This window comes from Rhodovulum sp. FJ3 (genome assembly GCF_032918305.1).
Classification (GTDB): Bacteria; Pseudomonadota; Alphaproteobacteria; order Rhodobacterales; family Rhodobacteraceae; genus SAT37.
This window is the reverse complement of the sequence record NZ_JAWJUU010000003.1, coordinates 191,911-209,745: the sequence shown is the minus strand read 5'-3', so window position 1 is coordinate 209,745 and position 17,835 is coordinate 191,911. Positions and strand designations below refer to the sequence as shown.

The window sequence follows — 17,835 nt, the reverse complement described above, 5'->3', positions numbered from 1 at the left end:
GTCGCGCGGTTGCGCGGCCCTTTTTCGTTGTGGGGAGGGTGTGTGGCGTGGCGCGGGTGGGCCGCTTGCCAAAATGAAAACGCGACCCCAAAGGGCCGCGTTTAAGAGATTTATTGATTGGCGCGCTCTGCTTCGATCTGACGCCAGCGGGCGACGTTTTCGTTGTGCTCACGCAAGGTGGTGGCAAAGGCGTGGCCACCCGTCCCATCGGCCACAAAGAAGATGTAGTCGGTGGTGTCGGGGTTCAGAGCGGCCTCAATCGAGGCACGGCCGGGATTGGCGATCGGGGTTGGCGGCAAACCGTCAATAACGTAGGTATTATAAGGCGTTTCGCGGCGCAGTTCGCTTTGGCGGATGCCACGGCCCAGCACGCCCTGACCATTGGTGATGCCATAGATCACGGTCGGGTCTGTCTGCAGGCGGATGCCTTGGTTCAGGCGGTTCACAAAGACGCTTGCGACCTGGCGGCGCTCTTCGGGGACGCCGGTTTCCTTTTCCACGATAGAGGCAAGGATCAGCGCCTGCTGCGGTGTTTCCAGCGGCAGGTCGTCCTGACGGTTCACCCAGAGCTCGGTCAGGATGGCGTCCTGACGGGTCTCCATTTGGGCGATCAGGTCAGCACGTTCAAAGCCACGGGGGACCTCATAGCTATCGGGGGCCAGCGATCCCTCGGCGGGGATCTCGGCGATCTCACCGGTCAGGAATTCCGCCTGTTTCAGCTCTTCGATGACCTGCCAGCTGGTGACGCCTTCGGCCAGCGTCACGCGATAGCGGATGTCCGATTGCGCGGTCAGCTCGGCGTATTCGGCAGGGATCTCTTCGGCACCGGGGTCAAACGCCAGAACCTCGGCATAGCGGCTGGTGGCGGGGTCCAGTTCGCGGACCTGAACCTCGGCCGTGGTGATGCCGATTCGAAAGTTTACCTCGGTCCCACAGGTCGAGGCGCCCGCGGTGGTGATCTGGTCCAGAATGGTTTCCATGGACGCATTCGGCGCGATCAGGAAACTACCGGCCTTGAGCTGGCTGGCCTTGTCCGCGTAATCGGCACCGGCGCGGAAAATCGCGACGTTGGAAATCGCGCCCTGATCGGCCAGCGTATCGGCCACACGGCGCAGGTTCGAGCCGCTCTCGACGCGCAGACAGATCGCTTGGGCCAAGGGGCCGGGATTAGTGTATTGGCCCTTGGCCCAGATCACGACCCCGCCCGCAAGAAACAGCAGGACGACGAACAGGGTCAATGCGTTCGACGCAATGTTTCGCCACATCGGGATCAGACCTTGCCGAAGATGACCGACGCGTTGGTACCGCCAAAGCCAAACGAGTTGCTGAGCGCGATGTTGATTTCGCGCGGTTGGGCCTCATTCGGGGCCAGCGACAGTTTGGGTTCCACGGCAGGGTTTTCAAGGTTGATGGTCGGCGGGGCGACCTGATCGCGGATTGCGAGGATCGAGAAGATCGCCTCAATCGCGCCGGCGGCGCCCAGCAGGTGGCCGGTGGCCGATTTGGTCGAGGACATTGTGACCTTGGCCGCCGCGTTGCCCAGCATACGCTCAACCGCGCCCAGTTCGATCGTGTCGGCCATGGTCGAGGTGCCATGCGCGTTGATATAGTCGATATCGCCCGCCTGAATGCCTGCGCGTTTCACGGCCGCGCGCATCGAGCGTTCGCCGCCATCGCCATCCTCGGACGGGGCGGTGATGTGATAGGCGTCGCCCGACAGGCCATAGCCCAGAACCTCACCGTAAATCTTGGCGCCGCGCGCCTTGGCGTGTTCGTATTCCTCAAGAACGACAACGCCCGCGCCTTCGCCCATGACAAAACCGTCGCGGTCCTCATCCCACGGGCGGCTGGCCTTGGTGGGATCGTCGGCGCGTTTGGTCGACAGGGCCTTACAGGCGTTGAAACCGGCGATGCCGATGGGCGAGATCGGGTTTTCCGCGCCGCCCGCAATCATCACATCCGCGTCGTCCAGCATGATCAGACGGGCCGCGTCGCCAATGGCGTGGGCACCGGTCGAACAGGCGGTCACGACCGAATGGTTCGGACCTTTGAACCCGTAACGGATCGACACCTGACCCGACAGCAGGTTGATCAGCGCCGCAGGGATAAAGAACGGCGACACGCGGCGGGGGCCGCGTTCGGCAATCAGGTTGGCCGTGTCGGCAATCGTACCCAGACCACCGATGCCCGAGCCCAGCATGACGCCGGTGCGCAGCTTGGCCTCGTCGTCTTCGGGGGTCCAGCCCGCGTCCTTGACGGCCTCATCGGCGGCGGCCATCCCATAGAGGATAAAGTCGTCGACCTTGCGGCGCTCTTTGCCCGACATGGTGTCGTCAGGGTTGAACGTGCCGTCGGTGCCATCGCCGAACGGAATTTCGCAGGCATAGGTCGTGGTGTAGCCTTCGGTATCAAAGCGGGTGATCGGACCCGCGCCGGATTGACCGGCCAACAGACGTTTCCAGGTGTGTTCGACGCCGTTTGCCAACGGTGTGACCATGCCCAGACCTGTTACAACCACTCGACGCATGTTTTGCTCCTTCCGCCTCGCTTGATGCGGCACGTGATACCGCGCTTTGGTCTATATGGGCAAGGCCTCGGGGATTGCGACCGAAAAAACGTGACCCCTGCCGCCGATATAGGGGTGCAGTCCCTTGTGCGATGGTCGGAAATCGGATCATGTCCGGGGATGAGCACCGTCGAAACACCCCCCGTCACAACCCGCCCCGCCCAGTCGCCACTGGTCGGTATGGCGTGGATGCTGGGGTCGTCATCCTGTTTCGTGATGGTGCAGGCCCTAGTCAAACATGTGGGCAGTGGCGTCCCGGCGGCCGAGGCCGCGTTTTTGCGATACATCTTGGGGTTGGTGTTCCTGATCCCGATGCTGGGTGCGCTGCGTCAGGCGCGGATCACGCGGCAGCTATGGGCGCTGTTCACGTTGCGCGGTTTGGCGCATGGGGTGGGGGTGATCTGCTGGTTCTACGCGATGACCCGCATCCCGATGGCCGAGGTCACGGCGATGAATTACATGAACCCCGTCTATATCACGATTGGCGCGGCCTTGGTTCTTGGGGAACGCCTTGCATGGCCGCGGATGACCGCCATCGGCGTTGCGGTGATCGGCGGGTTCATCATCCTGCGCCCTGGATTTCGCGAGATTGACCTTGGTCACATCGCAATGATTGCGACCGCGATGTTGTTCGCCGTGTCCTATCTGATCGCCGGTAAGGCCAGCCGCGACGTCAGTGCGACCGTGGTTGTGGCGATGCTGTCCCTGATGGTGCCGGTCGCGATGGCACCTTTTGCGATTGCGGTCTGGGTCACACCGACCTTGCCGCAATTGGGGTGGCTGTTTCTGGTCGCGGGCTTTGCAACGATGGGTCATTACACAATGACGCGCGCCTTTGCCGCCGCGCCCATGGCCGTGACGCAACCGGTGATGTTTCTGCAACTGGTGTGGTCCACCGCCATCGGTTGGGCCATTTTCGGTGAGGGCGTCGATGCGTGGGTCATCATCGGGGGCGCGATTGTCCTTGGGGCGGTGACCTTCATCACATGGCGCGAGGCGCGTAAAAAACGCGCAAGCGCCGCGCGCTAAACCGCACAGATGCTGTGCAAGATCACGCGCTTGTGTGCCGCGTCACAGCGGGGTAGCACGGACGTATGAGCAACGAGACCACCCTAGATATGCGCACGGGCCTGCCCGATGCTTTGCGGATTTTGCTGGCGGATTACCCGCGCGATTTGTGGCAATCCCACCAGAACTTTGACGGGCTGGTGCGGTTCTGGATGGAACGTCACCTGATGTTCCGTCAGGCCCTGACGCGGCTGCAATCGGACGCCGAGACCGCGCTGGACGCCAAGGCCGATCCGATGGCCTATCGCCGCAATACCCAGCGGTTGGCGGGGTTTTTCCTGAACGAATTGCACGGCCACCATCAGATTGAGGATGTGCATTACTTCCCCAAGCTCACCAAGATGGAGCCGCGTTTGGATCACGGGTTCGAGTTGCTGGACGGTGATCACAAGATGCTGGACGGCTATCTGAACGATCTGGCGGATAAGACCAACGATATGTTGCGCTCTAATGCGGCGGATTTCATCGACACGACGGCCACCTTGCGCGACACGCTGGTGCCGTTCGAAAGCTTTCTGGATCGTCACCTCATTGATGAGGAAGACCTGATCGTGCCCGTCCTTTTGCGCGATGGATCGCAGGAATTGATGTAAATTTCCTGCCGGTTTGACATCGGTCAAAGTCGGCCCCGCGCCCCCGTCGTACTGTTGGTTCAACGAGAACGACATCGGAGGGCAAAAACATGTCTCACGTCCCGCACGAACTGGCCGAGGAATTCCCGGACCAAGCCGCCGCGCTTCAGGCGCTCAAGGCCGAGAACGCGCATTTCGCCAAGCTGGTCGACGAATACCACACGGTAAACCGCGCGATCCATCGCGCCGAAACCAATGTCGAGCCGGTTGATCAACTGGCCGAAAACGAGATGCGCAAACAGCGAATGACGTTGAAAGACGAAATCGCGCGCATGCTGGCAGAGCCGGCCAAGGGGTAATCCCACGGCCTTGCCGGGAGGAGAGTGTGCAGTGATCAGTGTCGGCCGCCCCACGTGGGCGGCCTGTTTCGTTCAGGCGATTTCATAGGGCAGGATGCCGCGCCGGTTCGGGTCCACGGTCAGGCGACGTTCCAACGGCGGCACGGATCGCTGATGGCACGATTTTCGTTCGCAAATCCGGCAGGAAATCCCGATCGGTTCAAACGCGGCGGCGCGGGTGATGTCCAGATCATCGGCATAGACCAGACGATCGGCGTGTTGCACCTCGCACCCCAGACCGATGGCAAAGCGGCGCACAGGGGCCTTCCACGCACCGCCCGGTTTGCTGACGTCCAGCGCAAGACAGAAATACCGCACCCCGTCGGGGGTTTCGGCCAATTGGCGCAGGAACCGGCCCGGCGTTTCAAACGCGCGGTGCACGTTCCACAGGGGACACGCCCCGCCAAAGCGCGCGAATTGCAACCGCGTGGCCGAATGGCGTTTGGTGATCGTGCCCGCCTGATCCACGCGGACGAAAAAGAACGGCACGCCCTTGGCGCCCGGACGTTGCAGGGTCGACAGGCGATGCGCGACCTGTTCGATCGACGCGCCGAACTGATCGGCCAGAATTTCCAGATCGTGGCGGCAGTCCTCAGCCGCGGCTAGAAACCGCGTATAGGGCATCAGGGCCGCGCCCGCGAAATAGTTGGCCAGACCGATGCGGGCAATCGCGCGGGCCTCGTCGCTCTGGAAACGGGCGAAATCAAGCGTGGCGTCGATCAGTTTCGGCTGGGTCAACAGGGCGACCTGATGCAGCAATTGGAACCGTTGGGTTTCGGGCGCGGCGGTGGCCGACAGGGTCACGACCTTGGTTGCCGGATCATAGCCGCGCAGGGACGATCCGTGGTCATACTCGACCGAAATCCCCGCCGATTTCAGCGCGGCAATCGCCACGGTCATCGGGTCCAGACGCGTGCCGCCCTGTGTCGCGAACCGTTCGGCCGCGCGATCCACCGCATCAAGGTAATTGTCGCAATAGTGAAAGAAGTCGCGCACCTCTTCCCATGGGCTGGCCTGTACGCGGGCGTCTTCGCGACCCAGAGCTTCGTCAAGAGAAGCAAGACGTTCGTGGGTTTGGCTATAGGCGCGGTGCAGGTCCAGAAACGCGCGGGCAAGGGCAGGGGCGTTTGATGCTGCAAGTCGCAAATCTGCAAGCGGCGGAGCGTTCTCGCCGAATACCGGATCGGCCAAGGCCTCGCGCATATCGCTGACAATACGTTCCGCGTCGCCGGTCGAGAGCTCGGTCACATCAAACCCGAACTCTTGGGCCAAGGCCAACACCACACCGGTTGAAACGGGGCGGTTGTTGTTCTCCATCTGGTTTAGATAGGGCAGGCTGACGCCCAGTTTGGTGGCGAAATCCTTTTGCGTCAGGCCAAGCCGCGTGCGGGTCTCACGCAGCTTGACGCCGGCATAGAGTTTCTGATTGGCCATCTGGTGTGCCTTTGCATCTTTGCTTTGGCGCTATTATCGCTTTGCAAAGGTGTGAGGGCAAGCCCTAGCCGTGGCCGCCCTGTGTGGCCAATGCCCCGTCCACGCGGTTGATATAGGCGACATAGCCATAGGACAGCAGCCCGCCCACCGCCGAGACCAGCATGATCACCAACAGGGGTGCCGCGCCCGATCCGGGTTGCAAGACCGCGCCCGCCAGTGCCGATAGGGCCGCGCCGCCGCCGATCATAATCGCCCCGCCAAGGCCGCTTGCCGTGGCGATCAGGTGCGGGCGTGCGGACAGCAGGCCCGAGGTCGCGTTGGGTAGGACCATTCCATTGGCCAGCCCGACAAAGATCATAAACCCATAAAACAGCATCGGATGCTGTGCGCCCGAGAGGTTCACGATCAGGGACAGCGACAGGCCAGACACAATGATCAGGGATCCGATCAGAATCATTCGGTCAATTCCGACCCGCACCGAGTAGCGGCCTGACAAAAAGTTGCCGATCATATAGCCAAGCGCGGTGATACCAAAGTACAGGCCCAGCTGAAACGAGGTCAGCCCATAGACCGAGTCCCCCACGAATGGGGCCCCGCCGAGATAGGCAAAAAACGCCCCCGACGAGAATGCCGCGATCAGGCTATAGCCCCAGAACCGGCGCGAGGTGATCAGGTCGGGATATTGGCGGAACTGCGCCAACAGGGTGATTGTGCTGGGGGTGCCGGTCTCGCCCAGATCCAGCCATGCCAGACCCAGAACCAGCGCGCCAAACACGAACAGCATGGTAAAGTTCGCCTGCCAGCCAAACGCCTGATCCAAAAGGCCGCCAATCGCGGGGCTGAACATCGGGATCACGGCCATGCCCATCGTGACATAGCCGATCTTGCTGGCGGCGTTGCTCTGGTCGGTGGTGTCGCGGATGATGGCGCGCGACAGGACAAGACCCGTCGAAATTGCCGCTTGGATCATGCGAAACACCAAGAAAACATAGGCGTTTGACGCGAAAATACAGCCCAGTGTCGCCGCCAAAAAGATCAGCGAGGACCAGATCACCACCGGACGGCGACCGAATTTGTCCGCCATTGGCCCGATCAGGATTTGCAGCACCGCCACCATCCCGAGATACAGCGCGACCGACAATTGCATCAGGTGATACTCGGTCTGGAAATGCTCGGTCATTGCCGGCAGGGACGGCAAAAAGATGTTCATGGACAGCGCGGAGATGCCGGCCATCAGAACAAGTGTCGAGATATGAGGTGGCGTGGCGCGGTCTAGAAACCGCGCAGGAGCTTGTGCGTTCATTTGCCACAGATAGGTCTGAGGGCCATTTTTGTCCATGTGGTAAACGGTGTAATGGTGCAGGGGTGTCTGTGCAGGGAGTTTGCTGTGTTTGCGAATTTGCAATTCGCCGCGGTGCGCTTGCCAATAATTTGCAAATATTCCGAAAATCGCTTTGTCGTGATCGCCCGCTCGACTAGGTTGCCCCAAAACCGGAAGGGGGACCACCGCCGATGAAAGATATCCTGCAGGAACTCGAAGACCGCCGCGCCGATGCCCGTCTGGGCGGTGGCCAGAAACGGATCGACGCACAGCACGCCAAAGGCAAACTGACCGCACGTGAGCGGATTGAACTGTTGCTGGACGAGGACAGCTTTGAAGAGTTCGACATGTTCGTCGCGCATCGCTGTACCGATTTCGGCATGCAGGAAAGCCGTCCCGCAGGCGACGGTGTGATCACCGGCTGGGGCACGATCAACGGTCGTCTGGTCTATGTGTTCAGTCAGGACTTTACGGTGTTTGGCGGTTCGCTGTCGGAAACCCACGCCCAGAAGATCTGTAAGATCATGGACATGGCGATGCAGAACGGCGCGCCGGTTATCGGTCTGAACGACTCGGGCGGGGCGCGGATCCAAGAGGGTGTTGCCTCGCTGGCTGGTTATGCCGAAGTGTTCCAGCGCAACATCATGGCCTCGGGTGTTGTCCCGCAGATTTCGGTGATCATGGGCCCCTGTGCCGGTGGTGCGGTGTATTCGCCCGCGATGACCGACTTTATCTTCATGGTCAAAGACAGCTCTTATATGTTCGTGACCGGCCCCGACGTTGTGAAAACCGTCACGAATGAGGTCGTCACCGCCGAGGAACTGGGCGGCGCAAGCACCCACACCAAAAAGTCCTCCGTTGCCGACCGCGCGTTTGAAAACGACGTCGAAGCCCTGGCCGAGGTGCGTCGTCTGGTCGACCTTCTGCCGCTGAACAACCGCGAAAAGCCGCCCGTGCGCCCGTTCTTTGATGCGCCTGCACGGATCGAGGACTCGCTGGACACGCTGATCCCCGACAACCCGAACCAGCCCTACGATATGAAAGAGCTGATCCTGAAGGTTGCCGATGAGGGCGATTTCTACGAAATCCAAGAGGATTACGCGAAAAACATCATCACCGGTTTTGTCCGCATCGAAGGTCAGACCGTGGGCGTTGTCGCGAACCAGCCGATGGTTCTGGCCGGTTGTCTGGACATCGACAGCAGCCGCAAGGCCGCGCGCTTTGTCCGCTTCTGTGACGCGTTCGAAATCCCGATCCTGACGCTGGTCGACGTTCCGGGGTTCTTGCCGGGGACGTCGCAGGAATATGGCGGCGTGATCAAACACGGTGCGAAACTGTTGTTTGCATACGGTGAGGCGACAGTGCCCAAGGTCACGGTCATTACCCGCAAAGCATACGGTGGGGCCTATGACGTTATGGCGTCCAAGCACCTGCGCGGCGATTTCAACTACGCTTGGCCGACCGCACAGATCGCGGTGATGGGGGCCAAAGGCGCGACCGAAATCCTGTATCGCTCGGAACTGGGTGACGCGGACAAGATCGCGGCCCGCACCGCCGAGTACGAAGAGCGCTTTGCCAACCCGTTTGTTGCCGCCGAGCGCGGGTTCATTGACGAGGTGATTCAGCCCCGCAGCACCCGCAAACGTGTGGCCCGTGCTTTTGCCAGCCTGCGCAACAAAAAGGTGCAGAACCCCTGGAAAAAGCACGACAACATTCCGCTGTAAGGCAGGGGAATGGGTGCGGGTTGGCATACGGAACGCCATGACGGGACACTGACCGTGTCCCGCCAACTGCCGGTACGGTTTGACGTGTCGGCAAGCGCGACGATGCCCCGCCTGCGCAAGGGCCGCTTGGCCCATCAAATTCGACAGGATCTCTGGCGCCTGCTGCGGCACGTGCGCGGGTTCTGTCCTGCGGTGCGGGTCGTGGAGGACGGCCCGCACCTGATAGTCACCGCCGGTGGTCAGATTTCTGGGCGCGGTGCCTATCCCAAGGCGCAGATCGAAGAGAAAAGCGCCGGACTGTTGGGGGACCCCGATTTGATCCGGCGCTGGAGCAACCATGCCAGAGTGGCGGACGCATAAGATGATCAGGGTGGGGGGCGTACATCTGTTTGGCGCGGCCTTTGCGGCCTGCATTGGCGCGTCTGCGGCGTTCGGTGGGGCCAAGATTGATGTGCCGTCGGGGCAGGCGGTGACCTTGGCCGATATCATCCGCGACGCGCCTCTGGATGCTGAGGGCGTGGTCCGGTTCCGGTTTCTTGCGCCTGCCATTGCGCGCGCCAACCCGCTGGTGTCCCCACGTCAGGCCTCGGCAGATATGGCGCATCTCTGTGCGACCTATGCCCTGCCCAAACTGGATGAACTGGGCCTGAGCGCCACCCAGATCGTGATTTCGATGTCCGATCAGCCGGTGATCTTTGGTGAATTCACCCCAAACGCCACCCAGTTTTTTGAGGCCTTCACGCCGAAGAACAACACCTGTGAATGGGACCCGTTCTGATGGTGGGGTCGTATGCAAATCACCTGATCACGAGCGTGGGAGAGCGGCTAATTTCCGCCGATTCCCCCGAAAATTCACGTGCATCCGCATATAGTTCAGTTATCGTCACCCTGTGCCCCGTTGATTTGGGGCCGAAAACCAAATTTTGGTCTACGGGTACGTGTGTGTCCGAACGACCTTTCGGACATTGGAACAGGAGTGAAACATGTCGAAAACTGTTAAAGCGATGGTCGCCATCTGCCTCGTTGCCTTCACCGCTGCATGCGCCGCTGAAGAAGAAGTTGTTTACGTTGAGCCGGATCCCATCGTATCTGAGCCCGTATCGACCAAGTACTAATTCATGGCGGGGGCGGGCACACCTGCCCGCCCCGTCTAGCCCGCGCAGTGCTGCTCGGGCCCGTCCGGAAAACCATATCCGGTCCCCCGAAACGTTTTGCGCGTTGGCAAGGGGACAGAAATGCTAAAACACCGTGGTTTTCCAAGCCGTCTGACCGGCACCGATTATCAATTCACCATCCGGCGCAATAACAAGAAGGGTGCAACGCCCCTGACTGTGCGCGAACGCTATGCCGACCGCCGTGCACCTGACCGGCGCGCGGACGCCGCGTTTATGCGCGAACTGTGGGTCTATTTCGGTGAAGAGCCGTTTGAACGTGGCAATCTGGACGCGGGGCGTTTGTCGTGGCTGTTTGGCCGCGAAGTCGTGCCCGCCGAGGAACCGTTCGATCCGGCAAGCTATGATGCGTTGTTGAAAATCGACGTGACCCGCGCGCAGGCGTCTTTCCCCGAGGCCTTTGCCCCCGACGAAGAGGGCTTTGACGCGGATGAGGACGATTTCGACGACTATGATGATGACGAGGACGACTGGGCATGATTTCGCTTGCGACAGTCTCCTGTGGGCAGAATTCGGCCCAAATCCCGCTCGTCGGGATTGCGCCCTGTTGTGCCTTTGAAAACTGTCGCAAGGTGATGATGTGGCCGCTGATGACCGCGTTTGGGTCTTTGGCGCTCCCACGTAACCGTTACCCTTCCCCTTATGACTGGTCTGACTCTTCCACGGTCAGACCAGCCTTTTTCCCGTCGCGGTCTGGTGTCGCGAGCACCTGCGAAACCCCTTATCGGCAAGGGTTTGCCGATGGGTTCGCCGGTCTGCGGGATGCTCTTTTCTTTGCGCCAAGCGATGCCCATATTGAAGGTCAGGAAAATCCCTCAAAAGGCAGAGCAGAATGCAAATCATCAAATTACTTGCCCTTCCGGCCATCGCGTTGTCGCTGGCTGGGTGTTTGGAAACCGACGGCGAGCGTGCGCTTGCGGGCGCCGCTGCGGGCGCGCTCATCGCGGATGCGCTGGACGAAAACGTCGCTGCGGGCGCTGCGATCGGTGCTGCTGGCGGCGCGCTGTGCGACGACTCAGGGGTTTGTAACTAAGACATCGACCAACGACCGCGTATCCGCGCGGGGTTTGGTGTGGAATTGGGCCATCGGGGCGTGTCGTCCCGGTGGCCTTTTGTTTGCTTTGGTCTGGCCCGGACGGGCCCGACCCAATGAGGGAAGGGACGGATAATGTTCAACAAGATCCTGATCGCGAACCGCGGCGAAATCGCGTGCCGTGTTATCAAAACAGCCCGTAAAATGGGTATCAAAACGGTTGCGGTCTATTCGGATGCGGACAAGAACGCGCTGCATGTGAAAATGGCGGATGAGGCCTATCACATCGGCCCGCCGCCGGCCAACCAGTCCTATATCGTGATCGACAAGATCATGGAGGCGATCCGCGAAACCGGCGCCGAGGCGGTGCACCCGGGTTACGGTTTCCTGTCGGAAAACAGCAAGTTCGCCGAGGCGCTTGAGGCCGCTGGCGTGGCCTTTGTCGGCCCGCCCAAAGGCGCGATTGAAGCCATGGGCGATAAAATCACGTCCAAGAAAATTGCCCAAGAGGCCGACGTGTCGACCGTTCCCGGTTACATGGGTCTGATCGAGGACGCCGACGAGGCCGTCAAGATCAGCAACGAAATCGGCTATCCGGTGATGATCAAGGCCTCTGCCGGTGGCGGTGGTAAGGGTATGCGCATCGCATGGAACGACGAAGAGGCCCGCGAAGGGTTCCAGTCGTCCAAGAACGAGGCCGCGAACAGCTTTGGCGACGACCGTATCTTTATCGAGAAATTCGTCACCCAACCGCGCCACATCGAAATTCAGGTCCTGTGCGACGCGCATGGCAACGGCATCTACCTGAACGAGCGCGAATGCTCGATTCAGCGCCGGAACCAAAAGGTCGTCGAAGAGGCCCCGTCGCCCTTCCTTGATGAGGCCACCCGCAAGGCCATGGGCGAACAGTCCGTCGCGTTGGCCAAGGCCGTTGGCTATACCAGTGCCGGTACGGTCGAATTCATCGTGGATGGCGACAAGAACTTCTACTTCCTCGAGATGAACACCCGTCTGCAGGTGGAACACCCCGTGACCGAGCTGATCACCGGTGTCGACCTTGTGGAACAGATGATCCGCGTCGCCAATGGTGAACCCCTGTCGATCACGCAGGACGATGTGAAAATCAACGGTTGGGCGATTGAAAACCGTCTGTACGCCGAAGATCCCTATCGCAACTTCCTGCCCTCGATCGGTCGCCTGACCCGCTATCGTCCGCCCGAAGAGCACGTGCGCGACGACAGCATCGTGCGTAACGATACCGGCGTCTATGAAGGCGGCGAGATCAGCATGTACTATGACCCGATGATCGCGAAACTCTGCACATGGGCCCCGACCCGTGAAGCCGCGATTGAGGAAATGCGCGTTGCTTTGGACAGCTTTGAGGTCGAAGGCATCGGTCACAACCTGCCGTTCCTGTCGGCGGTGATGGATCACCCGAAATTCATCTCGGGCGACATGACCACGGCCTTTATCGCCGAAGAATACCCTGACGGGTTCGACGGCGTGACCTTGCCCGCCGATGATCTGCGCAAGGTAGCGGCGGCCGCCGCGGCGATGTTCCGCGTCACCGAAATCCGCCGCGCCCGCGTTTCGGGACGGATGGATAACCACGAACGCACCGTCGGTTCGGATTGGGTTGTCGTGGCGCAGGGCGAACAGATCGCCGTGTCGATCGACGCCGACCATGGCGGCGCAACCGTGTCCTTTGCCGAAGGTGGCAGCGTGCGCGTCACCTCGGATTGGACCCCGGGTCAGAGCCTTGCCAAGGTCGACATCGACGGGACCGAACTGGTGCTGAAGGTCGATGTGAACTCGACCGGTTTCCGCATCCGCACCCGTGGCGCGGACCTGAACGTCAAGGTCTATAGCCCGCGTCAGGCCGAACTGGCCGCGCTGATGCCGGAGAAACTGCCGCCGGATACCTCGAAACTGTTGCTCTGCCCGATGCCCGGTCTGATCGTAAAGGTCGACGTCGAGGTCGGCGACGAGGTCCAAGAGGGTCAGGCGCTGTGCACGGTCGAAGCCATGAAAATGGAGAACATCCTGCGCGCCGAGAAAAAGGCCGTCGTCACCAAAATCAACGCCGCCGCTGGGGACAGCTTGGCCGTTGATGACGTGATCATGGAATTCGAGTGATCCTATGATCCTTGCCGCGTCCCAATACCGGTTTGACCCCGCCATGGTTGCGACCCCCGTCGCGACCATGATCGGGTGCGGGCCGTGGGGCGCGGCAAACCCCTGTCCGCGAGGGGCTCAGCGGAATTTAAGCTCTTGCTGGCGCAGGGGGATTTTGTCGATGGCGCGGGACAATTCGCGCACATCCCACGGATCGGGTTTGCGCAACACGACCGAGCCGTCCTTGGCGATCAGCACCACCATGAACCCGCGTGCGCGCAGCTCTGTGCGCACCGGCGACGGGTTGCGCGGGTCGGCATCGACGATCACGACCACCTCGCGGTCGATCAAGGCGCCCATCCGTTCGGTCAGCAGATCAAGCTGTTGCACCAGCCGCGGATCGGCAGGCGTATCGGCAAAGACCACAATCGGGCGCGCCGTCCAGAGAAAGTCATCCAGTGTGACATCGGACGCGTCAAAGATCGTGTCCGGCGCGGCCTGCCAGACCTCGACGGGCGGAATTTCGTCCAAACCGGCAGCATGGCCCGAAAACGGGGCCAAGGCGGCCATCAAGAGAAAACCAAGTGATTTCATGCGTCCTCCGTTCCCTATCCAATATAGGAACCATGGCGCAAAAAGCGAAGGCGTTCACGGGTTTATCCCGCACGCGACGTTAGGAAAGGACTGATCCCATGACGGATAAGACACAGGCATGGCGTGCGCTGGCCGAGAAAGAGCTGCGCGGCAAACCGCTTGACGCGTTGAACTGGGACACGCCCGAAGGCATCGCCGTCAAACCGGTGTACACCGAGGACGACATCCAGAACCTGCCGCATATGGGCGAAATGCCGGGCTTTGCCCCGTTCACCCGTGGCCCCAAGGCGACCATGTACGCCGGTCGTCCGTGGACCATCCGCCAATACGCCGGTTTCTCCACGGCTGAGGAATCGAACGCCTTTTACCGCAAGGCCCTGGCCGCCGGTCAGCAGGGTGTCTCGGTCGCCTTTGACCTTGCGACCCACCGTGGTTACGACAGCGACCACGAACGCGTTGAGGGCGATGTCGGCAAGGCGGGCGTGGCCATCGACAGTGTCGAGGACATGAAAATCCTGTTCGACGGCATCCCGCTTGACCAAGTGTCGGTGTCGATGACCATGAACGGCGCGGTGATCCCGATCCTTGCGAACTTTATCGTCACCGGCGAAGAGCAGGGCGTCGATCGCAAGCTGCTGTCGGGCACCATTCAGAACGACATTCTGAAAGAGTTCATGGTGCGCAACACCTATATCTATCCGCCCGAACCCTCGATGCGGATCATCTCGGACATCATCGAGTACACCTCGACCGATATGCCGAAATTCAACTCGATCTCGATCTCGGGCTATCACATGCAAGAGGCGGGCGCGAACCTTGTTCAGGAACTGGCCTTCACCCTTGCCGACGGTAAGGAATACGTAAAGGCCGCCTTGGAAACCGGTCTGGACGTGGATGCCTTTGCGGGTCGTCTGTCGTTCTTCTTTGCGATCGGCACGAACTTCTTCATGGAGATCGCCAAGCTGCGCGCGGCGCGCTTCCTGTGGCACCGCATCATGAGCGAGTTCAACCCCAAGAACTCGAAATCCCTGATGCTGCGCACCCACTGTCAGACCTCGGGCGTTAGCCTGCAGGAACAGGACCCCTATAACAACGTGGTCCGCACGGCATATGAGGCGATGTCGGCGGTTCTGGGTGGGACGCAGTCGCTCCATACCAACGCGTTTGACGAGGCGATTGCGCTGCCGACCGAATTCTCGGCCCGTATCGCGCGCAACACCCAGTTGATCCTGCAAAACGAGACCAAGGTGACCAAGGTCGTCGATCCGCTGGCGGGGTCGTACTATGTCGAGAAGCTGACCAATGATCTGGCCGAAGAGGCGTGGAAGATCATCACAGAGATCGATGAGATGGGCGGCATGACCAAGGCGGTTGCCTCTGGCATGCCCAAACTGCGCATCGAAGAGGCGGCCGCGCGCTATCAGGCGTCGGTTGACCGTGGCGATGAGGTCATCGTCGGCGTGAACAAGTTCCGTCTGGAAAAAGAGGATGAGATCGACATCCTTGAGATCGACAACCAAAAGGTCCGCGAAAGCCAGATCGCCCGTATTGAGCGCACCCGCGCAGAACGCGATCAGGCAGCCTGTGACAAGGCGCTGGGTGATCTGGAACAGGCGGCGGCGTCCGGTCAGGGCAACCTGCTGCGCTTTGCTGTCGAGGCCGCGCGCGCCCGTGCAACCGTAGGGGAAATCAGTATGGCGATGGAAAAAGCATTCGGCCGTCACCGCGCCGAGGTCAAAACGCTGGCCGGTGTCTATGGCGCCGCCTATGAGGGCGACGAGGGCTTTGCCGCGATCCAGAAATCGGTCGACGATTTCGCCGAGGCCGAGGGCCGTCGCCCGCGGATGCTGGTCGTGAAAATGGGGCAGGACGGTCACGACCGTGGCGCCAAGGTGATCGCGACCGCCTTTGCCGACATCGGGTTTGACGTGGATGTGGGGCCGCTGTTCCAGACGCCCGAAGAAGCCGCGCAGGATGCCGTGGACAACGACGTCCATGTCATCGGCATCTCGTCGCAGGCCGCTGGTCACAAGACGCTGGCCCCGAAACTGGTTGAGGCCCTCAAGGCCGCCGGTGCGGGCGACATCATCGTGGTCTGCGGCGGTGTGATCCCGCAGCAGGATTATGATTTCCTGTTCAAATCGGGGGTTAAGGCGATCTTTGGTCCTGGCACGAACATTCCCAAGGCGGCGCAGGATATCCTGAACCTGATCCGTGAGGCGCGCAGCTAAGACTGTACTGCGCGGTTGAGAATTGGGCGGTGTGGGGCGACCTGCGCCGCCCTTGTCGTTTGTTGTGGCGGGCGCGGATTTCGGTCAAGGTCGGGGAAACAGGGCAGGGGTCAGAGATGTTCGAACTGGATCACATTGCGGTTGCTGCGGAAACGCTGACCGAAGGCGTCGCGGCGGTTGAGGCCGCGTTGGGCGTAGACCTGACCGCCGGTGGGCAGCACGACAAGATGGGCACGCATAACCGGTTGTTGTCTTTGGGGGAGGGCGTCTATCTGGAGGTCATCGCGATCAACCCCGAGGCCCCCGCGCCGGATCATCCGCGCTGGTTCGATCTTGACCGGTTTGCGGGTGCGCCGCGTCTGAGCAACTGGATCGTCCGGTGTGATTATCTGGAGCGGGAACTGGCCGCGTCCGTGGACGGCGCCGGACAGTCGATGGCGTTTCAGCGGGGCGATTTGCAGTGGTCCATGGGTGTGCCTGCGGATGGGGTATTGCCGTTTGACGGGGCGCATCCGGCGTTGATTGAATGGCACGGGGGGCGCCATCCGTCTGTGGTCTTGCCCGATGTCGGGTGTCGATTGGTGTCGTTGGAGGTCATCCATTCCGAGGCGGCGGCGGTGCGCGCGGCGTTGAACGGGCGGCTGACCGATCCGCGTGTTAAGGTCGTGGCGGATGACGTGCCTGCGTTTCGGGCCGAAATTCAAACGCCCGCTGGCCTGCGTGTTCTGACGTAAACCGAATTGAAAAACGGCGGTGCCCGCCGTTTTGCGCGATTGTGGGTGCCTGTGGTTGGGCCTGTCCAAGACATGGATGCCGCGTTTCCAGTGGTCGATTTTTGTGCCGCTTCAATTCGTTAGGCAAGATTTTACCGGTGTATGGATTTCGCCGCTGACACCGGTGGTTTGGCGACATATGGTGGCGCCATGTCGATTTGGTCCCGCATATCCGATGCTTTGGCGGCGCTGACGGCGGGCGAAGGCCTGACCGCGGTGTTTGAACGCTTGCGCACCCCGCCTGAACGCAGTGTGGCCTTTGCCATTGCCGTGATCGCGCTGGGGGCGAAGATGGCCAAGGCGGACGGGCAGGTGACCCGCGATGAGGTGGCCGCCTTCCGTGAGGTGTTCACCATCCCCGAAAAGGACACAGCCGCCGCCGCCAAAGTGTTCAATCTGGCCCGTCAAGATGTGGCGGGATTTGAGGAATACGCGCGCCGGATTTCGCGAATGTTTGGGGATGAAACAGACCCCCTGACCGACCTGTTGGAGGGGCTGTTCTATATCGCGATGGCGGATGGGGAATATCACCCGAACGAGGATATTTTCCTGTCCCGAGTGTCGGGGATCTTTGGCCTGTCGGATGCCTGTTTCCGGTCCCTCAAAACGCGGTTTGTGCCGGATGTTGACCCCGATCCCTATGCGGTTCTGGGTGTCGCGCCAGATGCGCCCATGGATGAGGTGCGTGCGGCGTGGCGCGCGGCCGTGCGCGACAACCACCCCGACCGGATGATGGCGCGGGGCCTGCCCGAAGAGGCGATTAAACTGGCCGAAAAACGTCTGATCGCGATCAACAAGGCGTGGGATGAGATCGCCACCGCCGCACAGGCGTGA

At 61.0% G+C, this 17,835-nt stretch carries 18 protein-coding genes; 13 read left to right on the top strand and 5 right to left on the bottom strand.

Annotation, left to right across the window (positions count from 1 at the left end):
* Positions 1-110 precede the first annotated feature (110 nt).
* Together mltG and fabF are read right to left on the bottom strand one after the other, a co-directional pair.
* Complete coding sequence (gene mltG / locus R1W00_RS10055) at positions 111-1,265, bottom strand: endolytic transglycosylase MltG (RefSeq protein ID WP_317262608.1); 1,155 nt, start codon at positions 1,263-1,265, stop codon at positions 111-113.
* 5 nt (positions 1,266-1,270) lie between these two features.
* Positions 1,271-2,527, bottom strand: coding sequence for a beta-ketoacyl-ACP synthase II (gene fabF, locus R1W00_RS10050; RefSeq protein WP_317262607.1), 1,257 nt, complete (start codon positions 2,525-2,527; stop codon positions 1,271-1,273).
* Between the two features lie 159 nt (positions 2,528-2,686).
* Here fabF and R1W00_RS10045 point away from each other — a divergent pair, with 159 nt between their 5' ends.
* The 3 genes from R1W00_RS10045 (at position 2,687) to R1W00_RS10035 (ending at position 4,565) form a co-directional block, all read left to right on the top strand.
* The gene (locus tag R1W00_RS10045; RefSeq protein WP_317262606.1) at positions 2,687-3,595 is read left to right on the top strand and encodes a DMT family transporter; all 909 of its coding nucleotides are present in this window, start codon (positions 2,687-2,689) and stop codon (positions 3,593-3,595) included.
* A 65-nt stretch (positions 3,596-3,660) separates the two neighbouring features.
* A complete protein-coding gene (locus R1W00_RS10040) occupies positions 3,661-4,227 on the top strand; it encodes a hemerythrin domain-containing protein (RefSeq protein WP_317262605.1) in 567 nt (188 codons plus the stop codon).
* Between the two features lie 89 nt (positions 4,228-4,316).
* Entirely contained in the window at positions 4,317-4,565 is a 249-nt protein-coding gene (locus R1W00_RS10035) for a YdcH family protein (protein ID WP_317262604.1), read from the top strand.
* Between the two features lie 72 nt (positions 4,566-4,637).
* Here R1W00_RS10035 and R1W00_RS10030 read toward each other — a convergent pair whose 3' ends face one another.
* Together R1W00_RS10030 and R1W00_RS10025 are read right to left on the bottom strand one after the other, a co-directional pair.
* Positions 4,638-6,038, bottom strand: a complete 1,401-nt coding sequence (locus R1W00_RS10030) for a short-chain fatty acyl-CoA regulator family protein (protein ID WP_317262603.1) — start codon at positions 6,036-6,038, stop codon at positions 4,638-4,640.
* A 64-nt stretch (positions 6,039-6,102) separates the two neighbouring features.
* Complete coding sequence (locus R1W00_RS10025; protein ID WP_317262602.1) at positions 6,103-7,341, bottom strand: multidrug effflux MFS transporter; 1,239 nt, start codon at positions 7,339-7,341, stop codon at positions 6,103-6,105.
* 209 nt (positions 7,342-7,550) lie between these two features.
* Here R1W00_RS10025 and R1W00_RS10020 point away from each other — a divergent pair, with 209 nt between their 5' ends.
* From R1W00_RS10020 to R1W00_RS09990, 7 genes are all read left to right on the top strand, one after another.
* Entirely contained in the window at positions 7,551-9,083 is a 1,533-nt protein-coding gene (locus R1W00_RS10020) for an acyl-CoA carboxylase subunit beta (RefSeq protein ID WP_317262601.1), read from the top strand.
* Between the two features lie 9 nt (positions 9,084-9,092).
* Positions 9,093-9,443 (top strand): hypothetical protein, encoded by a 351-nt coding sequence (locus R1W00_RS10015; protein ID WP_317262600.1) that lies wholly within the window; start codon positions 9,093-9,095, stop codon positions 9,441-9,443.
* A gap of 1 nt (position 9,444) precedes the next feature.
* A complete protein-coding gene (locus R1W00_RS10010) occupies positions 9,445-9,861 on the top strand; it encodes a DUF6497 family protein (RefSeq protein ID WP_317262599.1) in 417 nt (138 codons plus the stop codon).
* 205 nt (positions 9,862-10,066) lie between these two features.
* Positions 10,067-10,198: a hypothetical protein gene (locus R1W00_RS10005; protein ID WP_317262598.1), complete on the top strand. Its 132-nt coding sequence runs from the start codon at positions 10,067-10,069 to the stop codon at positions 10,196-10,198.
* Between the two features lie 120 nt (positions 10,199-10,318).
* The gene (locus R1W00_RS10000; RefSeq protein WP_317262597.1) at positions 10,319-10,735 is read left to right on the top strand and encodes a hypothetical protein; all 417 of its coding nucleotides are present in this window, start codon (positions 10,319-10,321) and stop codon (positions 10,733-10,735) included.
* 352 nt (positions 10,736-11,087) lie between these two features.
* Positions 11,088-11,288, top strand: a complete 201-nt coding sequence (locus R1W00_RS09995; RefSeq protein ID WP_317262596.1) for a hypothetical protein — start codon at positions 11,088-11,090, stop codon at positions 11,286-11,288.
* Positions 11,289-11,423: 135 nt separating this feature from the next.
* Positions 11,424-13,424: an acetyl/propionyl/methylcrotonyl-CoA carboxylase subunit alpha gene (locus R1W00_RS09990; protein ID WP_317262595.1), complete on the top strand. Its 2,001-nt coding sequence runs from the start codon at positions 11,424-11,426 to the stop codon at positions 13,422-13,424.
* Between the two features lie 117 nt (positions 13,425-13,541).
* Here R1W00_RS09990 and R1W00_RS09985 read toward each other — a convergent pair whose 3' ends face one another.
* On the bottom strand, positions 13,542-13,997 hold the full coding sequence (locus R1W00_RS09985) for a DUF4174 domain-containing protein (RefSeq protein WP_317262594.1): 456 nt from the start codon (positions 13,995-13,997) through the stop codon (positions 13,542-13,544).
* 98 nt (positions 13,998-14,095) lie between these two features.
* On the opposite strand from R1W00_RS09985, the gene scpA reads away from it, so the two are divergent.
* The 3 genes from scpA to R1W00_RS09970 all read left to right on the top strand — a co-directional run bounded on the left by scpA (position 14,096) and on the right by R1W00_RS09970 (position 17,835).
* Positions 14,096-16,228 carry a methylmalonyl-CoA mutase gene (gene scpA / locus R1W00_RS09980; RefSeq protein WP_317262593.1) on the top strand — a complete coding sequence of 711 codons (2,133 nt, stop codon included), beginning with the start codon at positions 14,096-14,098 and terminating at the stop codon, positions 16,226-16,228.
* Between the two features lie 116 nt (positions 16,229-16,344).
* Positions 16,345-16,962: a VOC family protein gene (locus tag R1W00_RS09975; protein WP_317262592.1), complete on the top strand. Its 618-nt coding sequence runs from the start codon at positions 16,345-16,347 to the stop codon at positions 16,960-16,962.
* 189 nt (positions 16,963-17,151) lie between these two features.
* Positions 17,152-17,835: a molecular chaperone DjiA gene (locus tag R1W00_RS09970; protein ID WP_317262917.1), complete on the top strand. Its 684-nt coding sequence runs from the start codon at positions 17,152-17,154 to the stop codon at positions 17,833-17,835.

Bases quoted from the DNA above. Each gene is read 5' to 3' on its own strand.
- mltG (WP_317262608.1), bottom strand. From the start codon at position 1,265: ATGTGGCGAAACATTGCGTCGAACGCATTGACCCTGTTCGTCGTCCTG.
- fabF (WP_317262607.1), bottom strand. From the start codon at position 2,527: ATGCGTCGAGTGGTTGTAACAGGTCTGGGCATGGTCACACCGTTGGCA.
- R1W00_RS10045 (WP_317262606.1), top strand. From the start codon at position 2,687: ATGAGCACCGTCGAAACACCCCCCGTCACAACCCGCCCCGCCCAGTCG.
- R1W00_RS10040 (WP_317262605.1), top strand. From the start codon at position 3,661: ATGAGCAACGAGACCACCCTAGATATGCGCACGGGCCTGCCCGATGCT.
- R1W00_RS10035 (WP_317262604.1), top strand. From the start codon at position 4,317: ATGTCTCACGTCCCGCACGAACTGGCCGAGGAATTCCCGGACCAAGCC.
- R1W00_RS10030 (WP_317262603.1), bottom strand. From the start codon at position 6,038: ATGGCCAATCAGAAACTCTATGCCGGCGTCAAGCTGCGTGAGACCCGC.
- R1W00_RS10025 (WP_317262602.1), bottom strand. From the start codon at position 7,341: ATGAACGCACAAGCTCCTGCGCGGTTTCTAGACCGCGCCACGCCACCT.
- R1W00_RS10020 (WP_317262601.1), top strand. From the start codon at position 7,551: ATGAAAGATATCCTGCAGGAACTCGAAGACCGCCGCGCCGATGCCCGT.
- R1W00_RS10015 (WP_317262600.1), top strand. From the start codon at position 9,093: ATGGGTGCGGGTTGGCATACGGAACGCCATGACGGGACACTGACCGTG.
- R1W00_RS10010 (WP_317262599.1), top strand. From the start codon at position 9,445: ATGATCAGGGTGGGGGGCGTACATCTGTTTGGCGCGGCCTTTGCGGCC.
- R1W00_RS10005 (WP_317262598.1), top strand. From the start codon at position 10,067: ATGTCGAAAACTGTTAAAGCGATGGTCGCCATCTGCCTCGTTGCCTTC.
- R1W00_RS10000 (WP_317262597.1), top strand. From the start codon at position 10,319: ATGCTAAAACACCGTGGTTTTCCAAGCCGTCTGACCGGCACCGATTAT.
- R1W00_RS09995 (WP_317262596.1), top strand. From the start codon at position 11,088: ATGCAAATCATCAAATTACTTGCCCTTCCGGCCATCGCGTTGTCGCTG.
- R1W00_RS09990 (WP_317262595.1), top strand. From the start codon at position 11,424: ATGTTCAACAAGATCCTGATCGCGAACCGCGGCGAAATCGCGTGCCGT.
- R1W00_RS09985 (WP_317262594.1), bottom strand. From the start codon at position 13,997: ATGAAATCACTTGGTTTTCTCTTGATGGCCGCCTTGGCCCCGTTTTCG.
- scpA (WP_317262593.1), top strand. From the start codon at position 14,096: ATGACGGATAAGACACAGGCATGGCGTGCGCTGGCCGAGAAAGAGCTG.
- R1W00_RS09975 (WP_317262592.1), top strand. From the start codon at position 16,345: ATGTTCGAACTGGATCACATTGCGGTTGCTGCGGAAACGCTGACCGAA.
- R1W00_RS09970 (WP_317262917.1), top strand. From the start codon at position 17,152: ATGTCGATTTGGTCCCGCATATCCGATGCTTTGGCGGCGCTGACGGCG.